18 protein-coding genes and 1 tRNA gene are annotated in these 17,216 nt (G+C 65.9%); 10 read left to right on the plus strand and 9 right to left on the minus strand.

The window, feature by feature from the left end:
- Nucleotides 1-115: 115 nt before the first annotated feature.
- Together AC0IXR_RS17330 and AC0IXR_RS17335 are read left to right on the plus strand one after the other, a co-directional pair.
- Nucleotides 116-192: transfer RNA gene (locus tag AC0IXR_RS17330), tRNA-Met, on the plus strand.
- Between the two features lie 191 nt (nucleotides 193-383).
- Nucleotides 384-701 carry a lipocalin-like domain-containing protein gene (locus tag AC0IXR_RS17335; protein ID WP_471761596.1) on the plus strand — a complete coding sequence of 106 codons (318 nt, stop codon included), beginning with the start codon at nucleotides 384-386 and terminating at the stop codon, nucleotides 699-701.
- Nucleotides 702-713: 12 nt separating this feature from the next.
- Here AC0IXR_RS17335 and dusA read toward each other — a convergent pair whose 3' ends face one another.
- Together dusA and AC0IXR_RS17345 are read right to left on the minus strand one after the other, a co-directional pair.
- The gene (gene dusA / locus AC0IXR_RS17340) at nucleotides 714-1,724 is read right to left on the minus strand and encodes a tRNA dihydrouridine(20/20a) synthase DusA (protein WP_471761807.1); all 1,011 of its coding nucleotides are present in this window, start codon (nucleotides 1,722-1,724) and stop codon (nucleotides 714-716) included.
- 61 nt (nucleotides 1,725-1,785) lie between these two features.
- Nucleotides 1,786-2,379, minus strand: coding sequence for an urease accessory protein UreE (locus AC0IXR_RS17345; RefSeq protein WP_471761597.1), 594 nt, complete (start codon nucleotides 2,377-2,379; stop codon nucleotides 1,786-1,788).
- A 217-nt stretch (nucleotides 2,380-2,596) separates the two neighbouring features.
- Here AC0IXR_RS17345 and AC0IXR_RS17350 point away from each other — a divergent pair, with 217 nt between their 5' ends.
- The 3 genes from AC0IXR_RS17350 (at nucleotide 2,597) to AC0IXR_RS17360 (ending at nucleotide 4,597) form a co-directional block, all read left to right on the plus strand.
- Nucleotides 2,597-2,866 (plus strand): hypothetical protein, encoded by a 270-nt coding sequence (locus AC0IXR_RS17350; RefSeq protein WP_018042474.1) that lies wholly within the window; start codon nucleotides 2,597-2,599, stop codon nucleotides 2,864-2,866.
- Nucleotides 2,867-3,078: 212 nt separating this feature from the next.
- Nucleotides 3,079-3,804: a TerB family tellurite resistance protein gene (locus AC0IXR_RS17355; RefSeq protein WP_056428741.1), complete on the plus strand. Its 726-nt coding sequence runs from the start codon at nucleotides 3,079-3,081 to the stop codon at nucleotides 3,802-3,804.
- Between the two features lie 22 nt (nucleotides 3,805-3,826).
- A complete protein-coding gene (locus AC0IXR_RS17360; RefSeq protein ID WP_471761598.1) occupies nucleotides 3,827-4,597 on the plus strand; it encodes an N-acetylmuramoyl-L-alanine amidase in 771 nt (256 codons plus the stop codon).
- A gap of 125 nt (nucleotides 4,598-4,722) precedes the next feature.
- On the opposite strand, the gene AC0IXR_RS17365 is transcribed toward AC0IXR_RS17360, so the two are convergent.
- The gene (locus AC0IXR_RS17365; RefSeq protein WP_471761599.1) at nucleotides 4,723-5,748 is read right to left on the minus strand and encodes a TerC family protein; all 1,026 of its coding nucleotides are present in this window, start codon (nucleotides 5,746-5,748) and stop codon (nucleotides 4,723-4,725) included.
- 301 nt (nucleotides 5,749-6,049) lie between these two features.
- On the opposite strand from AC0IXR_RS17365, the gene AC0IXR_RS17370 reads away from it, so the two are divergent.
- The 3 genes from AC0IXR_RS17370 to AC0IXR_RS17380 all read left to right on the plus strand — a co-directional run bounded on the left by AC0IXR_RS17370 (nucleotide 6,050) and on the right by AC0IXR_RS17380 (nucleotide 8,912).
- On the plus strand, nucleotides 6,050-6,853 hold the full coding sequence (locus AC0IXR_RS17370) for a DNA-binding protein (RefSeq protein ID WP_471761600.1): 804 nt from the start codon (nucleotides 6,050-6,052) through the stop codon (nucleotides 6,851-6,853).
- Between the two features lie 62 nt (nucleotides 6,854-6,915).
- On the plus strand, nucleotides 6,916-8,343 hold the full coding sequence (locus AC0IXR_RS17375) for a M48 family metalloprotease (RefSeq protein ID WP_311276191.1): 1,428 nt from the start codon (nucleotides 6,916-6,918) through the stop codon (nucleotides 8,341-8,343).
- A gap of 188 nt (nucleotides 8,344-8,531) precedes the next feature.
- Nucleotides 8,532-8,912 (plus strand): response regulator, encoded by a 381-nt coding sequence (locus AC0IXR_RS17380; protein WP_461228170.1) that lies wholly within the window; start codon nucleotides 8,532-8,534, stop codon nucleotides 8,910-8,912.
- Nucleotides 8,913-8,916: 4 nt separating this feature from the next.
- Here AC0IXR_RS17380 and AC0IXR_RS17385 read toward each other — a convergent pair whose 3' ends face one another.
- The 3 genes from AC0IXR_RS17385 to AC0IXR_RS17395 form a co-directional block, all read right to left on the minus strand.
- A complete protein-coding gene (locus tag AC0IXR_RS17385) occupies nucleotides 8,917-10,680 on the minus strand; it encodes an ABC transporter ATP-binding protein (RefSeq protein ID WP_056428957.1) in 1,764 nt (587 codons plus the stop codon).
- Nucleotides 10,681-10,879: 199 nt separating this feature from the next.
- Nucleotides 10,880-12,211, minus strand: coding sequence for an MFS transporter (locus AC0IXR_RS17390; protein WP_471761601.1), 1,332 nt, complete (start codon nucleotides 12,209-12,211; stop codon nucleotides 10,880-10,882).
- On the minus strand, nucleotides 12,208-12,999 hold the full coding sequence (locus AC0IXR_RS17395) for a PRC-barrel domain-containing protein (RefSeq protein ID WP_471761602.1): 792 nt from the start codon (nucleotides 12,997-12,999) through the stop codon (nucleotides 12,208-12,210). The genes AC0IXR_RS17390 and AC0IXR_RS17395 overlap by 4 nt, the downstream gene beginning before the upstream one ends.
- Before the next feature lie 385 nt (nucleotides 13,000-13,384).
- Between AC0IXR_RS17395 and AC0IXR_RS17400 the strand changes: the two genes are divergently transcribed.
- Nucleotides 13,385-13,762: a hypothetical protein gene (locus AC0IXR_RS17400; protein WP_471761603.1), complete on the plus strand. Its 378-nt coding sequence runs from the start codon at nucleotides 13,385-13,387 to the stop codon at nucleotides 13,760-13,762.
- An 89-nt stretch (nucleotides 13,763-13,851) separates the two neighbouring features.
- On the opposite strand, the gene AC0IXR_RS17405 is transcribed toward AC0IXR_RS17400, so the two are convergent.
- Nucleotides 13,852-13,974 (minus strand): hypothetical protein, encoded by a 123-nt coding sequence (locus AC0IXR_RS17405; protein ID WP_471761604.1) that lies wholly within the window; start codon nucleotides 13,972-13,974, stop codon nucleotides 13,852-13,854.
- A 566-nt stretch (nucleotides 13,975-14,540) separates the two neighbouring features.
- On the opposite strand from AC0IXR_RS17405, the gene AC0IXR_RS17410 reads away from it, so the two are divergent.
- Entirely contained in the window at nucleotides 14,541-14,873 is a 333-nt protein-coding gene (locus tag AC0IXR_RS17410; RefSeq protein ID WP_056428766.1) for an SWIB/MDM2 domain-containing protein, read from the plus strand.
- Nucleotides 14,874-14,959: 86 nt separating this feature from the next.
- On the opposite strand, the gene AC0IXR_RS17415 is transcribed toward AC0IXR_RS17410, so the two are convergent.
- Both AC0IXR_RS17415 and AC0IXR_RS17420 read right to left on the minus strand, forming a co-directional pair.
- Nucleotides 14,960-15,757, minus strand: coding sequence for an SDR family NAD(P)-dependent oxidoreductase (locus AC0IXR_RS17415; protein WP_471761605.1), 798 nt, complete (start codon nucleotides 15,755-15,757; stop codon nucleotides 14,960-14,962).
- Between the two features lie 68 nt (nucleotides 15,758-15,825).
- A complete protein-coding gene (locus AC0IXR_RS17420) occupies nucleotides 15,826-17,154 on the minus strand; it encodes an MFS transporter (protein WP_471761606.1) in 1,329 nt (442 codons plus the stop codon).
- Nucleotides 17,155-17,216 lie beyond the last annotated feature (62 nt).

Raw genomic sequence — 17,216 nt, forward strand, 5'->3', positions numbered from 1 at the left:
TGTGTCTCAAGACACGGGAGAGTCGGTCGCCGCCAGACCTGCACAGAACAGGATAACCATCCCCCCTCAACGATCACCACCTTGCCGGCATTACACATGCCCGCAGACACCCTGGCGCGGGGTGGAGCAGCCCGGTAGCTCGTCAGGCTCATAACCTGAAGGTCACAGGTTCAAATCCTGTCCCCGCAACCAAATCCCAACACCACACCACTCAGCCCGCAGCGCCATAAACGCCGCGGGCTTCGTCATGTCCACATCCCAACCTCCAACGCCCCAGCACCAATCACCGAGACCGCATCACAACCCAAAGCGAAAACCCGATCGCTTACGACCTCATGCCGACCTGAAGAAACTCGACCGCCGGTCCGGCATCCTCAGGAAAGATGCTTCCGGCCATAGGGATCCCTTCTTTCGCGTCCGAGGGGAGGGGGCCTTCATCTTGTTTCAGCGATAAAGAGCGCGCGGCTCTTCTCGATACGATGGTCTCCTACACCGGGCGTTTCACTGTCGCGGGAAACCAGTGGACCGCCAAGCTCGATGCCGCTTGGAACCCGTCGTGGGTCGGAACCGAACAGACGCGATCTTTCGAGATCGTCGACACGCGCCTTCGTGTCCTGACCCCTTGGCGTGTCATGCCGAACTGGACCGAGGAAGGTGAGACCCGTAGCATCGTCACCTTCGAGCGCGCGTCTGACAGTTAAGAGCCCTATGGCTCAGGCCGCCTGGGCGGCCGCTGCTCCTTCGGGAATCTCTCTGGAGACGTGAGCCACCGCTTCGCGCAGGGTCGAAAGATCGGCATCCGCCCGGGTGCCGAAGGTCGACAGGTGTCTGCGGTAGGCGCGGGCTCCCGGACGCCCAGTGAACAATCCGAGCATATGGCGGGTCAGCGAGTGCAGGCGGATACCTTGCGCCAAAGCCCCGGCGACGATCGGCAAGAACGCCTCCACCGCCTCGAAGGCATCCGCGACTGGAGCCTCCTCGCCGAAGACCAGGCGATCCACATCCAACAGAAGTGCGGGTTCGTGATAAGCCGCGCGGCCTATCATCACGCCGTCGACCGCATTCAGTTGGTTCAGCGTTTCCTCGATCGTGGCGATGCCGCCATTGATGGCGATCGGCAGGAAAGGACGGTTCCGTTTCAGCCGTGCCACACGCTCGTAATCGAGGGGGGGGACATCACGGTTCTCCTTTGGCGACAAACCTTGCAGCCACGCTTTGCGGGCGTGAACGATGAGCCCATCGACACCCGCGCGTTCCACGGCATCGACCAGGGAATCGAGCGCGACCTCGGTATCCTGGTCGTCCACCCCAATCCGGCATTTCACCGTGACCGGCACCGAAACCGCGGCCTTCATTGTGGCCACGCATTCCCCCACGAGAGTCGGATCCCGCATCAGGCAAGCGCCGAAGCGCCCATCCTGGACCCGATCCGACGGGCAGCCGACATTCAGGTTGATCTCATCGTAGCCGAAGCTTTCCGCGATACGGGCCGCCGCAGCGAGATCCGCAGGCACCGAACCGCCAAGCTGGACCGCTACAGGATGTTCCGCATCCGAGAATCCGAGCAGACGCTCCCGGTCGCCGTGCAAAACGGCGTTGCTCGTTACCATTTCGGTATAGAGACGTGCACGGCGCGACAGGACGCGGTGGAACGACCGGCAGTATCGGTCGGTCCAATCCATCATCGGTGCGACCGAGAAACGGATATCGTCAGGTTTCATCATGTCCGCATCAAAGAGACTGGCTCCGGCTTTGCCGGAGTGACGTCTGCCTCGGCTGTTCCAATCAATGATCGTGCTTGCAATCCGGCCCATGCACATGAGCGTGGCCGTCATTCCCATGATCGTGCGCGTGCCCGTGATCTGCATGGTCATGACCATGATCGTGCGCATGCGAATGGTCGTGCGCATGAGAATGATCGTGATGGTGATCGTGCCCGCACTGGCTATGGTCGTGGGCCTCGCGCTCGGGCTTGAAAGCCCGTGAGACCGGGTTCGCGGCGCAGCCCTGGCCACGGACGAGTTCCGCATTCGCCGGAGTCGCGGGAATATAGAGGACGTCGGCGCCGATCTCCGCCGGGACGTGACTGCCGCCGAGCTGCCAGGAAAGCCGCATCAAGCGTGCCGGATTCTCGGCGCGTACTTCGAGCAAAGGTTCGGCCGCGGCGCGAACCGTCACCAAGCGTCCATCTTCGAGACGAAAGGCATCGCCGTCCTCGACGGGCGCCGGCTTCGACAAGGCCAGGGTGAAGCTCAAGCCTCCCGCGCCGTTGAGGATCGCAGCCGTCCCCTGGCGACCATCGTGATCGAGCGTGACGCTATCGGCAACGGAATCGGGGCGGATGGCGGCTTTGCGGACGATGGCGGTGGCTCGCAGCATGGCTTCCTCGAACGGTTTAAACTCATCTGGGCATCCGGCGAGGGCGGCCCAAGGTGTCTGGCTTGCATCACTAACGGGTTTTTCGCCGGAACGGAAAGCTTGGCCGGAACCGTTCCCCCATCACGTGCATTCCACGAAAGGAATGGCTAAGCTACGTTGCGCAAGGTCACCACGGCGATAAGCCGGGCCAGAAAACGCACAAGGGAGTCTCGGGACCATGAAGAAGCTCATTGCCGCTACCCTCGCCGGGGCTCTCGCCCTCTCCCTCGGCGCCTGCAATACGCCGCAGGATCGTGCGCTCGGCGGCGCCGGCCTCGGCGCTTTGGCCGGTGCTGCCATCGGCGGTGCAGCCACCGGTCGGGCCGGCGGCGCTCTTGCCGGTGCGGCCATCGGTGGCGCCAGTGGCGCGATCATCGGCGCCGGCACGGCCCCGCGCTGCCCCTACGGCACCTATCGCGACGCCTACGGCGACGTGTACTGCCGCTGAGATCTTTCCATACGGGAAGGACATCGGGGTCGAGGCGCATGCCTCGGCCCTTTTTCATGACGTGGAGACAAGACGGGCCGGGGGCATTTGCCGTATGCGGGTCTGCGCCGGCGAATGACCGGCCGACGATCCTCTGCGATGCCGATGCTGTCTCACGCTTTTCTCGTTTCGCCCCTCGGATTTGCTCTCCACGCCCATCAAGGCGGTTCCGCATGACCGTCGGGATCTGGGGCAAGCTCGGCGGCGCCGGAATCGGACTGGCCATCGGTGGACCGATCGGCGGTCTGGTCGGCGGGGTCGCCGGTCACTTCCTGGTGGATCGGGAGGGTGCGATCTTCGGCGCGACGCCGAGGGATGTCGTCTTCACCACCGGCCTCGTGGCACTGGCCGCCAAGATGGCGAAATCGGACGGCGTAGTGACGCCTTCCGAAGTCGAGGCCTTCGCCAAGGTCATCCAGGTCAGCGAGCGGGAGCGGCCCGGCGTCCAACGGCTGTTCGACCTCGCCAAGGGCACCTCGGCCGGGTTCGAGGCCTATGCGCGACAGATGGCGACGGCGTTTCGCGATGAACCGGCTTTGCTGGAGGATGTCCTCGACGGCCTGTTCCACATCGCGAAGGCCGATGGTGCGATCCATGAAGCAGAGGAGCGCTACCTGCGTGCCGTGGCCGAGACCTTCGGCTTCGACGATGTCGCCTTCCGACGCATTGCGGCACGGCATGTACGACTCGCCGACGATCCGTATCTGGTCCTCGATCTAGACCATGAGGCGAGCGACGCCGAGGTGAAGGCCCGGCATCGCGCCCTGGTGATGGAGAACCATCCCGATCGCGCCATCGCTCGAGGCGTCCCCCCCGAAGCCGTGACGATCGCGACCGAAAGGCTCGCGGCGATCAATGCCGCCTATGACCGGATCGCCGCCGAACGACGTTTGCGTTGAGGCGGAACGGAGGAACTGCCGCATGAAGCCCAAACTGGAAAGCCCGGTGGCGACCAGTGTCATGCCATCGCCCAACCATGGGGAGCGCCGCGACGGGCCGCCGACCATGCTGATCCTGCACTATACCGGAATGGAGAGTGCAGCCGCCGCATTGCAGCGCCTCGCTAACCCGATCTCCGAGGTCTCGGCGCATTACGTGGTGCTGGAAGATGGCCGGGTGATCCAGATGGTGCCGGAATCACGCCGCGCCTGGCATGCTGGGGCCGGTACATGGGGCCGCGCCACAACGGGAATCGAGCGAGACATCAACTCGCGCTCCATTGGCATCGAGATCGTCAATGGCGGGCATGTCGGCGGATTACCGCCCTATCCGCCCGAGCAGATCGACGCGGTGATCGCATTGTCCCAGGATCTCGTTACCCGTTGGAACATCGCACCGTGGCACGTCCTCGGCCATTCGGACGTGGCGCCGGAACGCAAGGAAGATCCAGGCGAGCATTTTCCCTGGCACCGACTGGCCGCGGCGGGAATCGGACATCACGTGCCGGCATCACCCATCCGCGACGGGCGCTTCTTTGCGGAGGGTGATACCGGACAGCCGATCGAAGCGCTCCAGGCCATGTTCGCCCTCTACGGCTACGACATACCCGTGACCGGAGTTTTCGATCGTCGAACCCAGGCGGTCGTCACGGCATTCCAGCGCCGATTTCGCCAGGCACGCGTGGATGGAGTCGCCGATGCCTCGACGATCACGACCTTGCGCGACTTGCTGGCCGCATTACCGTCACGGTGATTGCTCGACGCCGCATCCGTCGCCGCACGTGAGCGGTTCGGCCCCATAGTCTAACGGCGGGTCGACTTCGCAATCATCGATGACGTCACCGGCACAGGCGCCGGTGACGGAATTCAGGACCACTCTCAGGCGCGTTGCGACACGGCGTCCCTGTTCTCGTCCTTCGCTGCATCCTTGGCTGCGTCCCGCGTGCGCCACAGGCTGTAAGCGACGCCGCCCGCCAGCAACACCAGCGTCACGACAAGCGACACCCATGGCGGCACATGAACGAGGTCGAACGTGTCGGCCACTACGATCTTCGTCCCAATAAAGATGAGGATGAACGCCAGCGCGGTCTTCAGATAGGCGAAGCGATCGACCATGGCGGCCAGAGCGAAGTAGAGCGCGCGCAGGCCGAGAATCGCGAAGATGTTGGAGGTGTAGACGACGAACGTATCGGTGGTGATCGCGAAAATCGCCGGGACACTATCGACGGCAAAGATCACGTCCGCGCCGTTCACGAGGATCAGGCCGAGCGCAAGGGGGGTGAACCAGAGGACGGACTTGCCGCTCTGCGGATCCGGCTTCCGAACGACGAAGCGTTGGCCGTGCATCTCCGGTGTGATGCGCATCACCTTGCGCAGCACCCGAACCATGGCGTTGTCCTGAATGTCGCCGGCCTCTTCCTCCTTGCCGAACAGCATCTTCAGCCCGGCGAAAATCAGGAAGGCAGCAAAGAACGACAGGACCCAGGCGGCTTGGTGCACGAGCGCGGCGCCGAGCCCGATCATCAGCCCGCGCAGGACCACCGCGGCGAGAATGCCCCAGACGAGAACGCGGTGCTGCGCCGCGCGGGGAATACCCAGGGAGGTGAGAATGACCGCAATGACGAAGACGTTGTCCATGGACAGCGACTTCTCGACCACGAGGCCGGCCACGTATTCCTGAGCGGGCTGTGCCCCGAAATACCACCAGATCCAACCGCCGAAGGCGAGGCCGAGGCTGAAATAGAACGCGGTGAGAAGGAGGCTCTCCTTCACCCCGATCTCGTGGTCCTTGTCCCGATGTAGCAGACCGAGGTCGAAGGCAAGCAGCCCGGCGACCAGGGCGTGGAACCCGAGCCACATCCAGACAGGCTTGCCGAGCCATTCGATGAAGAGAAAGTCGACCATGTGGGACCGTCGATGCTTTGCGAGACGCAGGAAAGCATCGGCTCCGACATCACGGAAGGCGTCAACGCGCATCCGCCAGAGGGGCCCGCAGCCGATTTACGTAAGCTGGGAACCGCCGGGACGGTAATCAAGAGACGGCATGGCGGCGCTGTCGCGTTCACGCCGAGCGCGGGTTCCGAGAGCTCTACCGGTGTGGCCAACCGGCCGCAGAACGGGGCAAACCGCTCGTCGCCATCGATCGCTTCCTTGTTTTGCTGCACCGCGACGCCCCACAATGGCGGGCGGTTCGGAGCCGGGCGGTGTGAGGGTTCAGCACGTGAGGATCGGACGCATCCTTGGATGGGCGAACTTCGCGCTGGTCCTGGCCGGTTCGGCGCAGGCCGAGGCGACGCGCTTCGTCGTCCCTGAATGCCGGGCCGGTTCGACGCGACAGGATGCGCTCACGGGAGTCGGCGAGCGCGGCGAGTTGATCCTGGCATCGGGCAGTCGCGCGATTCTGGGCGGCATTCGCTGGCCGGTGGAAGATGATGGCGCGGCCCGTGCCTGGCTTCTCCGGCATCGAGACCGTCCGCTGGAGCTCGTGCCGCGCGGCGAGGCCGACCGTTGGGGACGCGCGCAGGTCGATGCGGCCGTTCTCGACGAGGCGGTGGACCTTGCCGGTGGGCTGATCGCGGAGGGACTTGCCTATGTGGATGCCGGCGAACGCGACACGCTGTGCAGACCGGCGCTGCTGAGCCTCGAAACCGAGGCTCGCGGAGCGGCGAGGGGGCTTTGGCGCACGGGCGTGCGTGAGGGCCGAGAGGGTGGCGCGTTGCGCGAAGCGACCGGTCGTTTCATCGTGGCGCAAGGGAGGGTCGTGAATGTCGGCGAGCGGTCGGCCCGGACCTACGTGGATTTCGCCAAGCGGGGTGAAGATGGCTTGACGGTCACCGTGTCGAAGCGCACTTGGCGCCAGTTGCGTGAACGTGGTCTGAGTGCGGCGACGCTACGCGGGCGCCTCGTCCGCGTTCGCGGTGTCGTCGAGTCTTGGCGCGGACCCACCCTCGACATCGCAAGCGCAGACATGATCGAAGTTTTGGATGAGGAGCGGGCGCTTCGGCGCTGAACGGAATGAGCGGGGGGCACACTCGACATCGCGGAATCTGGGCTGGCCGAAGCGGCCTGCTCATGTCGACGCTCATCCTGCCGCTGTTGGTGGGCTGCGGCGCCGACCAGACCGGCGCCCTGTTGCAGCCGGCCGCGATCAAGGTCCCGGTGGAGGCACCCCGCACCACGGGCCGGGAGCGGACTGCCTCGGATGCCGACCATGCCAAGCTCGTGGCTTCCTTCGGGGGGGAATACCGTTCGCCGGCGGCTCTGCGCCTGCTGACGGAGGTGACCGACCGTCTGGTGAAGGCCACCGACCGTCCGGAGGAGACCTACGCGGTCACGCTTCTCGACTCGCCGGTCATCAATGCTTTCGCCCTGCCCAATGGCCGGCTCTACGTGACGAGGGGGTTGCTGGCGCTGGCCAGCGATACGTCCGAGATCGCCGCCGTGCTGGCGCATGAGATCGCCCACGTCACCCTGCGCCATGCCACGGCGCGCACCGAACTGGCCCTGCGCTCGCAGTTGGTAAGCCGGGTCGTCGCCGACGTGCTCAACGATCCGGCCACCGGCGCCCAATTGCAGAACCAGTCGAAATTCGCCCTGGCCCGGTTCTCCCGCGATCAGGAGCTCGAGGCGGACGGGATCGGTGTCCGAACCCTGGCGCGGGCCGGCTACGATCCGTTCGGTGCGGGCCGGTTCCTCAACTCGCTCAATCGCACCACCAACATGAAGACCGGGACGGGCATGGCCGGCGAGCCCGACATGCTCGCTACCCATCCCGGTACCAGCGAGCGGATCAACCTCGTCACCCGTGCCGCCCGCCTGATCGGCGCGCCCGGCCTCGGCGTCGATGAGCGTGCCCGCTACCTCGCGGCCATCGACGGCATCGCCTATGGCGACAATCCGGGCGACGGGATCGTCAAGGGCCGCCGCTTCCTCCATCCGAGCCTCGGCATCGCCTTCGAGGTACCGGAGGGATTCACGATCGAGAACACGCGGAACGCCGTCCTCGGCGCCACCGGGGAGGGGAGCCGTCGCCTTCTGTTTGATCAGGTCGAAAGCCATGTCGGCCAGAGCCTGGAGGAGGTGCTGCGCGCAACCTGGAGCGACAGCATCGAGGCGAGTTCGGTGGAGAACCGGATGATCGCCGGCAACTCCGCAGTCACGGCGATGTCGCGCGGCAAGGACTGGACCTTCCGCCTCGCCGCTGTCCGGGTCGGGGAGACAACCTTCCGCATGATCATGGCCGCCAAGGGCAGCACGGATCCCGATGGCGCGTTCCGTCGCTGGACGGAGAGCCTGTCCGGCGTCGGCCCCGACGAAGTGAAGTCCCTGCGCCCGCTGCGCATCCAGGTCGTCGTCGCCGGGCCGGCCGATACGGCCGACGAGATGGCGCGCAGGATGGTGGTGCCCGATCGTCCCCTCGACCGCTTCCTCGTCCTCAACGAGCTGGAGCGGGGTGCCGTCATCCGGGCGGGCCAAAGCTACAAGCTCGTCGTCGAGTAGCGAAACACGGTTGCGGTCTGGCACTTCGATGCCGGACCACGCTGTGGTGATTCCCGATTCCACCCGGGTCGTTCATGCTGGTCGTCAGGCCCGCCGCGACGCTCGGGGAGCGCCAACGGTTCGACCGGTGGCGGCGAACGTGGCCGTCATGGGCATCCTAACCGAGTCTCATCCGAACGGAGCCGTCGATGCACCATCCAGCGTCCGCTGTCCGTATTCTCATCGTGGAGGACGAGGTGATGCTTCTCGACGTTATCACCGCCCATCTCGAAGAGGTCGGATATGACGTGATCCCGGCTGTCACCGCAGAAATCGCCCTCGATATCCTGCAGCGTGGCGACCCGGTGGACATCCTGTTCACGGACATCCGTCTGCCGGGGGCGATGGATGGATGGCAACTCGCCGAAGCCGCGCGGGACATCCGTCCGGCCCTGCCGGTGATCTACGCCACCGGCTTCTCTCACACCCCGCCCCGGATGGTAGGCGGCGCGGTGTTCTTCCAGAAGCCCTATCGCGCGGCGGCGGTCATCCGCGCGATCAAAGGGTTCGGTGTGTCGCCACCCGCCTGATCGGTCAAGCGGCGGCGAGCGCCATCGACATCGATTCCTTCTTCATCAACTCGCGGTAGAACCCGTCGAGGTGGGTAAGCTTGTCCGGCGAACCGTCCTGGATGACGCGCCCGCCTTCGAGCACCACGATCCGGTCGAAATCCTTCAGCGTCGAGAGACGGTGCGCGATAGCGATGACGGTCCGCCCCTTCATCAGATTGGCCAGGGCGTGCCGGATCGCCTCCTCTGAATCGGCGTCGAGCGCCGAGGTCGCCTCGTCGAGCAGCAGGATCGGCGAATCCTTCAGGATGGCGCGGGCGATGGCGATGCGCTGGCGCTGACCGCCGGACAGCTTCACACCCCGGTCGCCCACGATCGTGTCGAAGCCCTCCGGCAATGCCTCGATGAAGTCGGTGCAATGCGCCGCCGCAGCGGCCTTCCAGACATCCTCGTCCGACGCGTCCGGCCGGCCGTAGCGGATGTTCTCGCGCAGCGTCCGGTGGAACATCGACACGTCCTGGGGCACCACCGTGATGGCTTCGCGCAGGGAATCCTGCGTCACCCGGTTAATGTCCTGACCATTGAGCAGGATCTTCCCGCTCTGGACCTCGTAAAAGCGCTGGAGCAGCGAGAAGAGGGTCGATTTACCGCCACCCGACTTACCCACGAGACCGATGCGCTGCCCGGCCTCGATCTTCACGTTGAAATCCGTGAAGACCGCGCGACCGTCGGGATACGAGAAGGCGACGTGATCGAACTCGATCTCGGCGCCGGTGCCCGAAAGCGGCATCGCTTCGGGATGGTCGATCAGGTCGTGAGGCTGAAGCAGGGTATGCAGGGCCTCCGACAGCCGGGCCGTATGCTGGGTCGCATCCACCAAGGCGACGGCGAGGTCGCGCGTGGCGGCGAGGATACGGATGCCGAGGGTGCAGACGAGGACCACCTGTCCGTTCGTGGCCTGGCCCGCTTCCCACATGGTGATGGCCCAGTAGAGCAGGCCGAGCACGGCGAAGACTGTGAGGATCGCGTGAACGATCCGAAGCTTCTCGAGGTAGAGCAGCGAGGAGCGGCGCGACCGCATCTCGACGCCGATGGTGCCGTCGAAGCGCTTGTATTCCCGCTTGAACGCCGAGAAGGCGCGGACCAGCGGCATGTTGCCGACGAGATCCACCATCTCGCCATCCACGCTCGCGGCTTTGGCCGCGAAGTCGTGGTGGAGCGGCTTTCCCGCAGCCGCCATCTTGAACATCAGGATGACGACGGCGGCGAAGATGCCGGCCAGGACGCCTGCCATGGTGAGGTTGACGGTGCCGATATAGACGATCGACAGGAACGCCGCGACGCAAGGTGGCATCACGTTGAACACGAACATGTTCTCGACCGTGAAGATCGCGTTCGAGGTGGCGGTGATGCGCGAGGCAAGAGTTCCGGGCTGCCGGTCGGCGAAGAAGGACGGCGAATGGCCGGTCATGTGGCGGAACAGGTCGCGGCGGATATCACCCGTGACACCGACGAAAGTGAAGGATCCGACAAGGCTCGCCACGCGCCAGAGCATGTTGTCGGCAGCGATGAAGGCGATGAGGACGGCCAGTGCGCCCCAGATCAGGCCTGCATCCGGCCCCTTACTCAGGGCATCGACGACGCCCTTCAGCGCGTAATCCGTGCTCACGGAGAAAGCGACGGCTCCGAGGACAGCGCAGAGGATGACCAGATGGGGAAGGGCCCGCCGCTTCAGGTAACGGGAGACGAAGGCGAAGGGCCTGTCGGCATAGACGCAGAGGTCTTCCATATGGGTGACCATCCCGGTGCTCATTCTTAACTGTCGGATTCTGACGTGACCCTGCAAGCAGGCAGCACGGAACCGTGAACCTATAGGTCGCAACGCAAATCTCGTCCAAGCGTTGCAGGCTGCCGTCAAGCTTGCGCTCTTATACCGAGGAAACCTGAACGGGCCTTGAGCGGCAAGCGAATTCGATGCCGTAACCCCATCAGGTCGGCTCCACCTGACGGGTCTCCGGCATGATCAGGGCGAGGAGGGCGAAGCCCGCCAGACCCACGATGGCGAGGCCGAGGAAGGCGCTGTGGCTGCCGAGATGGTCGGCCATGATTCCGGCCAGCGACGTCGACAGGGCGGCGCCGATCCCCATGGCGGTTCCGACCGCACCGAGGGCGAGGTTGAACCGGCCGGTGCCGCGCGTGACGTCAGAGACCACGAGGGGAACCATGACCCCGAACACGGCCGCCGACACGCCGTCGAAGACCTGGATCGCCACGAGGAGTTCGGGGCTGTCGGTATAGGCGAAGAGCAGGCCGCGGATCGGGAGGGCGGCAAAGCCGATGAGAAGGAGCGGGCGGCGGCCCCATTTCTCGGCGGCCCGCCCGACCGCCGGGCCGGAAATCGCTAGGACGACCTGGGGCACCACGATGCAGGCTGCGATGAGCGCCGTGGCGGTTTCGCTGGCCCGCAGGGTCAACATGCTGCCCACGAGAGGCAGCATGGCGGCGTTGGCCAGGAAGAATAGGGTCATGCAGGCGGCAAAGCACAGGAGGGGGCGATTGGTGACGATGGCCTTCAGCGCGCTTTCCTTCGGCCCCGACTCCACCGCCTCGGCTTGGCGGGCCTGCAGCGGTGCCGCGCCCGGACGGATGAGCGAGAGCGCGATCAGGGTCGGGATCATGAGGAAGGCGGTGAGGTAGAACACCGCGTCGTTCGACAGGTAGTAGCCGCAGGCTCCCATCAACGCCGCCGCGACCGCGTTGCCGAGCGCCGAGAAGCTCGCGTTGCGCCCCAGCCGCTCACCGGCACGTTTATGACCCACCAACCCGATGCTGATGGCCGCGATGGCCGGCGTCAGGATGCAGCTCGCGGCCGAATGGGCCGCCATGGCGAGCAGAACGATGAGGAAGCTCGGCCACATGGCGAGGGCGAAGGCGCTGAGCGAGATCGCCACGACCGAGAGCCCCGCCGCGAAGCGTCGCGAACGAACCGCATCGACGAAAGCACCGCCCGGCACCTGACCGAGCAGGCTGACGAGGCTGCCCACCGTGAGGGCGAAACCGATGTCGGATTGCGTCCATTGCGCCTGCGTGAAGTACACGGCGAGGAACGGACCGAACCCGGTCTGGAGGTTCGCGACGAAGAACGCGAAGGCGTCGAGCCCGCGGCTGCTTCTCACCGAAACGGCCTGCATGTCGGTCGAAGCCTCTCCGGGCATCTCGGCATAGGCGTCACGCCGGGGAACCCCTCGCGGTCGGAATTCCGACCGGGGCACTTCGCGGGGTTTGATGACGCGTCGATTCTGCGAGCGGGATGCCGTCATTTGTCCGGCGATTTCTCAGCCGGCTTGTCTGGCATGGGAGTGGCCGCAGGGGTCGACGGCGGCGTGACGGGAGCCTGGACCGGAGCCGCCGGAGTCGGTGCGGCGGGGGGCTGAACCGCAGGGAGCTGCGCTGCCGGGACTGGCGCTGCCGGGCCTTGCGCTGCCGGAACTTGCGCGGGAGCGACTTGTGCAGGGGCCACCTGAGCGGGCGGAGCGGCTTGGCCGGCCGCCGCGTCGCCGTCGGGCGGAACGCTCGGGCTCGCCGGGCCGAGGACCACGATGGGATCGCCCGGCTTGTATTCCGGCGAGACGCGCACCTGGTTCCGGCTCAGTTGAAGGACGAGGCGGCTCGGCTTACCATCCGGCGAGAAACGCATGGCGCGCCAGTCTACCGCGATCTTGCGCGAGCCTACGCCGAGAAAGCCGCCGAAATCGATGATGGCGGCGCGTGGCCGACCATCCTTGTCGAGGATGATGTCGATGATCCGACCCATATCCTCGCCGGTGGAACTGCGCACGGCTTTGCCGAGCACACCCTCGTAATCCTGGGTATCCAGAACCGTCGCGGGTGTCCCTGTGGCCGGTACGGGCGGGGCGGCCGCCGGCTGTGCCGGCGCGGTGATCTGCGGTGGCGGCACCGGCGGCGAGACAGGGGTTGCGGGTGCCGCGGGCGCGGCCGGAGACGCGTCGCTCGCCGCACCGGTAGCCGGAGCGGTTCCCTCTGCTGCGGCTCCTGCGGCCCAAAGGGTGATCGACGCGGCGGCAACCAGCCGGACAGTTCTGAACACGTGCGTTCCCCGAAGAAGCATGTCGCCGGCTCCCGCTCGACCTCGGCCATCCCGAGACGTTCTCGCCTGGCATGGAGTGGGAAGGCGTATGAGAGCGGACCAAGGCGAAGTTGTGGATGACGGCGAACCGATTGGCAGAGGAGCGGCTCGTCCCGATCACGGATTGGCAAGAACCGGACCGTGGCGGTCATGGTGGCGTGCAGCGCGGAAGCTGTCCAGGCGAACCGGCTACCGCCGACACGGAATTTTTCCCTGTCCGCCGCGTGAGGTATGACGAAAGCCCTGTGATCGTCTGGTTTTCGCCTTTTGTGCATCGTAGAGATGCGCGCAAGCGTGCCGAACCACCCGCGCGAACTGAGGTGGAATACTTTTGAGGAACTCGTCGATGCGTATCCCGTCGAAAGCCTGCGCTCTGGCGCTTCTTGCAGCGTCTTTGGGCGGTTGCCAGGCATTGTCCGGCGGCGGTGGCGTCATGCCTGAGAGCGAAGTCGGTCCTCCGCCCTCCATGCGCGGTGCTGTGCCCGGCGCTCAGCGCGCACGGGCGGCCGAGGTCGATCCCGATGGGGCGCCGCTCCAGACGGCTCCGACGCGGCGCCTGGACCTGCCGAAATCGGCCGGCGGCCCGACCCGCTCCCAGGCGGAGGCGGAGCGCCGGATTCGCCGTGAGGACATCGAGGGCGAAACGACCAGCCGTTCGAGCTCCGGCGGGCTCGCCCCGCAGATGGGGTCGGGCGGCAGTGTCGGCCTCGGCGGGAAGTTCTAGAACCGCGCGACGCGACTGACGGATTCTAAAAGCGCCGCCGATGGAGCCCCCATCGGCGGCGTTGTCGTGTGTGCTGGCAACGATGCCAGTCAGACGAGATCGGCACTACGCGTGTCGGTATCGACCCGACCTTCGGCGGCAACGAGTCCCGTCAGGCCAGCGAGGAGCGCGCCGGAAGCGACGAGGGCGAGGGCAATGGCTGCGATGAACATACCCTCAGTGTTCCTCGTCGCGCTTAAGGGATCGTTCTCTGTCGCGTCTGGGCGGTGTTCCGAGATCGCGCAGATGCGGCGATTCCGGGGGAGGAACGAAAAAAGATTGCACGCTCCCGCGATGCGGCGTCGTCCGGCGACGTACCGTCCTGCCACCCGGCGCAGACCCGATCCTCTCCTTACCACTGGATCATGCGGCGCTTCTCTCGCGAACCGCACAGCGAAGGCCTCGGAACGACTCGGTTGTCTTCCTAACGCATTGTCGGACGACAGGTTTTTCGGACGATGCCCGTTTCGATGCCGCCGGGCCGCTCTGTTGTCCCTGATGACGATCATAGAGGGAGCCGCCGTCATGCGGATCTGATCGCGTCGGGACGGAAGTCCGTGCTCCCGCCTTCGTGGGCTTGCAAAATCCCCGCTATCCCCGTCCCTTCTGTGGATGGGCGGTGGGTCTACGTGATTCCCTCTTGGAACGCTCTCAGCACCGCTTAGTTGTTGCAGCTATGCGCTCCGAGGCCCTTGGCCGTGGGCGTGACGGCGCTCAAAGCCAAAAACCGGAGGAACTCATGGCAACCAAGACCACCACCAAGGCAGCCGACAAGCCGGCCGCTGCCAAGAAGACCGCTGCTCCGAAGGCTGAAGGCGCCGCTAAGCCCAACGCGCTGCAGCAGCCGCTGAAGCCCTCCGAGGAACTCGCGGCCGTCGTCGGCTCCGCAGCGCTTCCGCGCGGCGAGGTCGTCAGCAAGGTTTGGGAATACATCAAGAAGCACAATCTCCAGAATCCCGAGAACAAGCGCGAGATCCTGGCCGACGACAAGCTTAAGAAGGTCTTCGGCAAGGACAAGTGCACGATGTTCGAGATGAACAAGCACCTCGCTGCCCATCTCAAGTCGGCCTGATGCCGGTGCGGCCCGGCGCTCGAGTGGCGCCGGGCAGGCTCTCTGTCAGTTTCGGCGCGTCCGCTAGCGACCCGAGAGCGTTACGCTCAGGCGATGTGACGGATCACTCCCCCATCGACGCGTAGGGCCGCACCGCTGGTGGCGCTGGCGGCCGGACTGCAGATGTAGGCGACCATGCTGGCGACCTCCTCGACCGTCGCCAAGCGACGAATGAGCGAGGTCGAGCGGTGCTCGGCGACGAAGTCCCGTCCCAGCTTGTCGAGATCGACCTCGCCGGTATCCTTCGCCATTTTCGCCATGAAGTCGGCGACGCCCTCCGACAGGGTCGGCCCGGGCAGCACGCTGTTCACGGTCACTCCGCTTCCGGCCACCGTCTCGGCGAGGCCCCGTGACACGGCGAGTTGCGCCGTCTTCGTCATGCCGTAATGGACCATCTCGACCGGGATGTTCAGGCCCGACTCGCTGGAAATGAAGACGACCCGCCCCCATCCGGCCTCGACCATACCCGGCGTGTAGGCCCGCGAGAGGCGTATGCCGCTCATCACGTTGGTCTCGAAGAAGCGAAGCCAATCGTCGTCTTGTATCTCGAAGAACGGCTTCGGTTCGAAAATGCCGGTGTTGTTCACCAGGATATCGACCTCCGGCAAACCCTTCACCACGGCCTCCGCGCCGCTCGCCGTGGCGATATCGCCGGGGGCCGCGATGAACGCCGACGTGCCGGTCTCCTCCGTCAAGCGCCCGATCGCCGCCCGGACCCGGTCCGGTGTGCGCCCGTTGACGGCGACGGTGGCGCCCATTCCGGCGAGGGCCTTGGCGATGCCGTAGCCGATGCCGCCGGTCGAGCCGGTCACCAGGGCACGTCGCCCCTTCAGATTCATGTCCATGAATGTCCTCCTCCGTTGGCAGCCTCGTCGATCAACGCCTCAGGCGATGGGTGGCTGCGTTCGGGGGATCAGCCCGTCGGCTGGCGCCGCATGATGCTGGAGACGGCACCGGCCGCTGACAGGGCGCAGGCGCACCAGAGCGCTGCCCCGATGGAGACGGCCGTTCCGCTGGCATGGGTCAGCCCGAAGATGACGGCGACGAGGGCCGCGCCGAGCGATTGCCCCGTCAGCCGCGCCGTCGATTGCATGCCGCTGGCTCCACCGCTGCGCGAACGCGGAGCGCTCGTGACGATCACCTTGTTGTTCGGTGCCTGGAACAATCCGAAGCCGATGCCGCAGACGGTCAGCCGCCAAGCGATATCCACGAGCGTTGGGGCGGCGGGGAGCAAAGCCAGCGCCGCGATGCCGCCGGCCATGAGCGCCAAGCCGATTCCGCCGAGAACACCCGGCGCGTACCGGTCGGCGAGGCGGCCGGAGATCGGCGCCGTGATCGCGATGGCGATGGGCCAGGGCGTCATCAGGAAACCGGTCTCGGTGGCGGAGAGGTGCAACGCGTCCTGGAAATAGAAGGGCAGGGCGACATAGGCCATCATCTGCGCCCCGAACGAGGCGATGGAGGTCACCATCGACAGGGCGAAGGCGGGAATGCGCAGCAGGTCCACCGGCAGTAACGGTGTCGCGAGCCGGGCCTGATACAGGACGAAGACGGTGCCGACCGCGAGCCCGGCGGCGATCTCGGCAAGGGCTAGCCAGCGCCCATTCGCTTCGCCGATTCCATCGAGTCCGATGATGAGAAGGCCGAAGGTGAGGGCGTTGAGGAGCGCGCTCGGTATGTCGAACCGGGCCCCGCTCACCGGCGTCACCGGCAGAGTCCGCGCGGCCACCGCCAGGGCTACGAGGCCGACGGGCAGGTTGACCAGGAACAGCCACGGCCAGGTCGCCACCGAGAGGATCGCGGCGGCGACGGTCGGGCCGGTCGCCGAGGCCATGGCGACGATGAGCGCCACGTTGCCGACCCCCCGGCCGATCATGCGATGCGGATAGATGAAGCGCACCAGGGCGATGTTCACGCTCATGATGCCGGCCGCACCGAGCCCCTGGGCGATCCGGGCGACGATGAGTCCGGGCAGGGAGGTCGACAGCGCACAGGCCAGGGAGGCCGCGACGAACACGACGAGGCCGGCGAGATAGACCTTCCGGTAGCCCAGGATGTCGCCGAGGGAGGCCAGTGGCAGCAGCGACGCGGTCACGGCGATCTGGAAGGCGTTGACCACGAAGATCGCGGAAGCGGGGCTGACCCCGAGATCCTTCGCCATGGCCGGCAGCGCCACGTTGACGATGGCCCCGTCCAGTACCGCCATGGTCATGGCGAGTCCGATGGCGAGAAGCGCAAGCATGCGCTCTCGCACCGGCAGACCATCCATGGGTTTCGCGCCGGGCCGCGATCCGGCTCCACCGT

It is taken from the genome of Methylobacterium sp. AC832 (assembly GCF_979256025.1).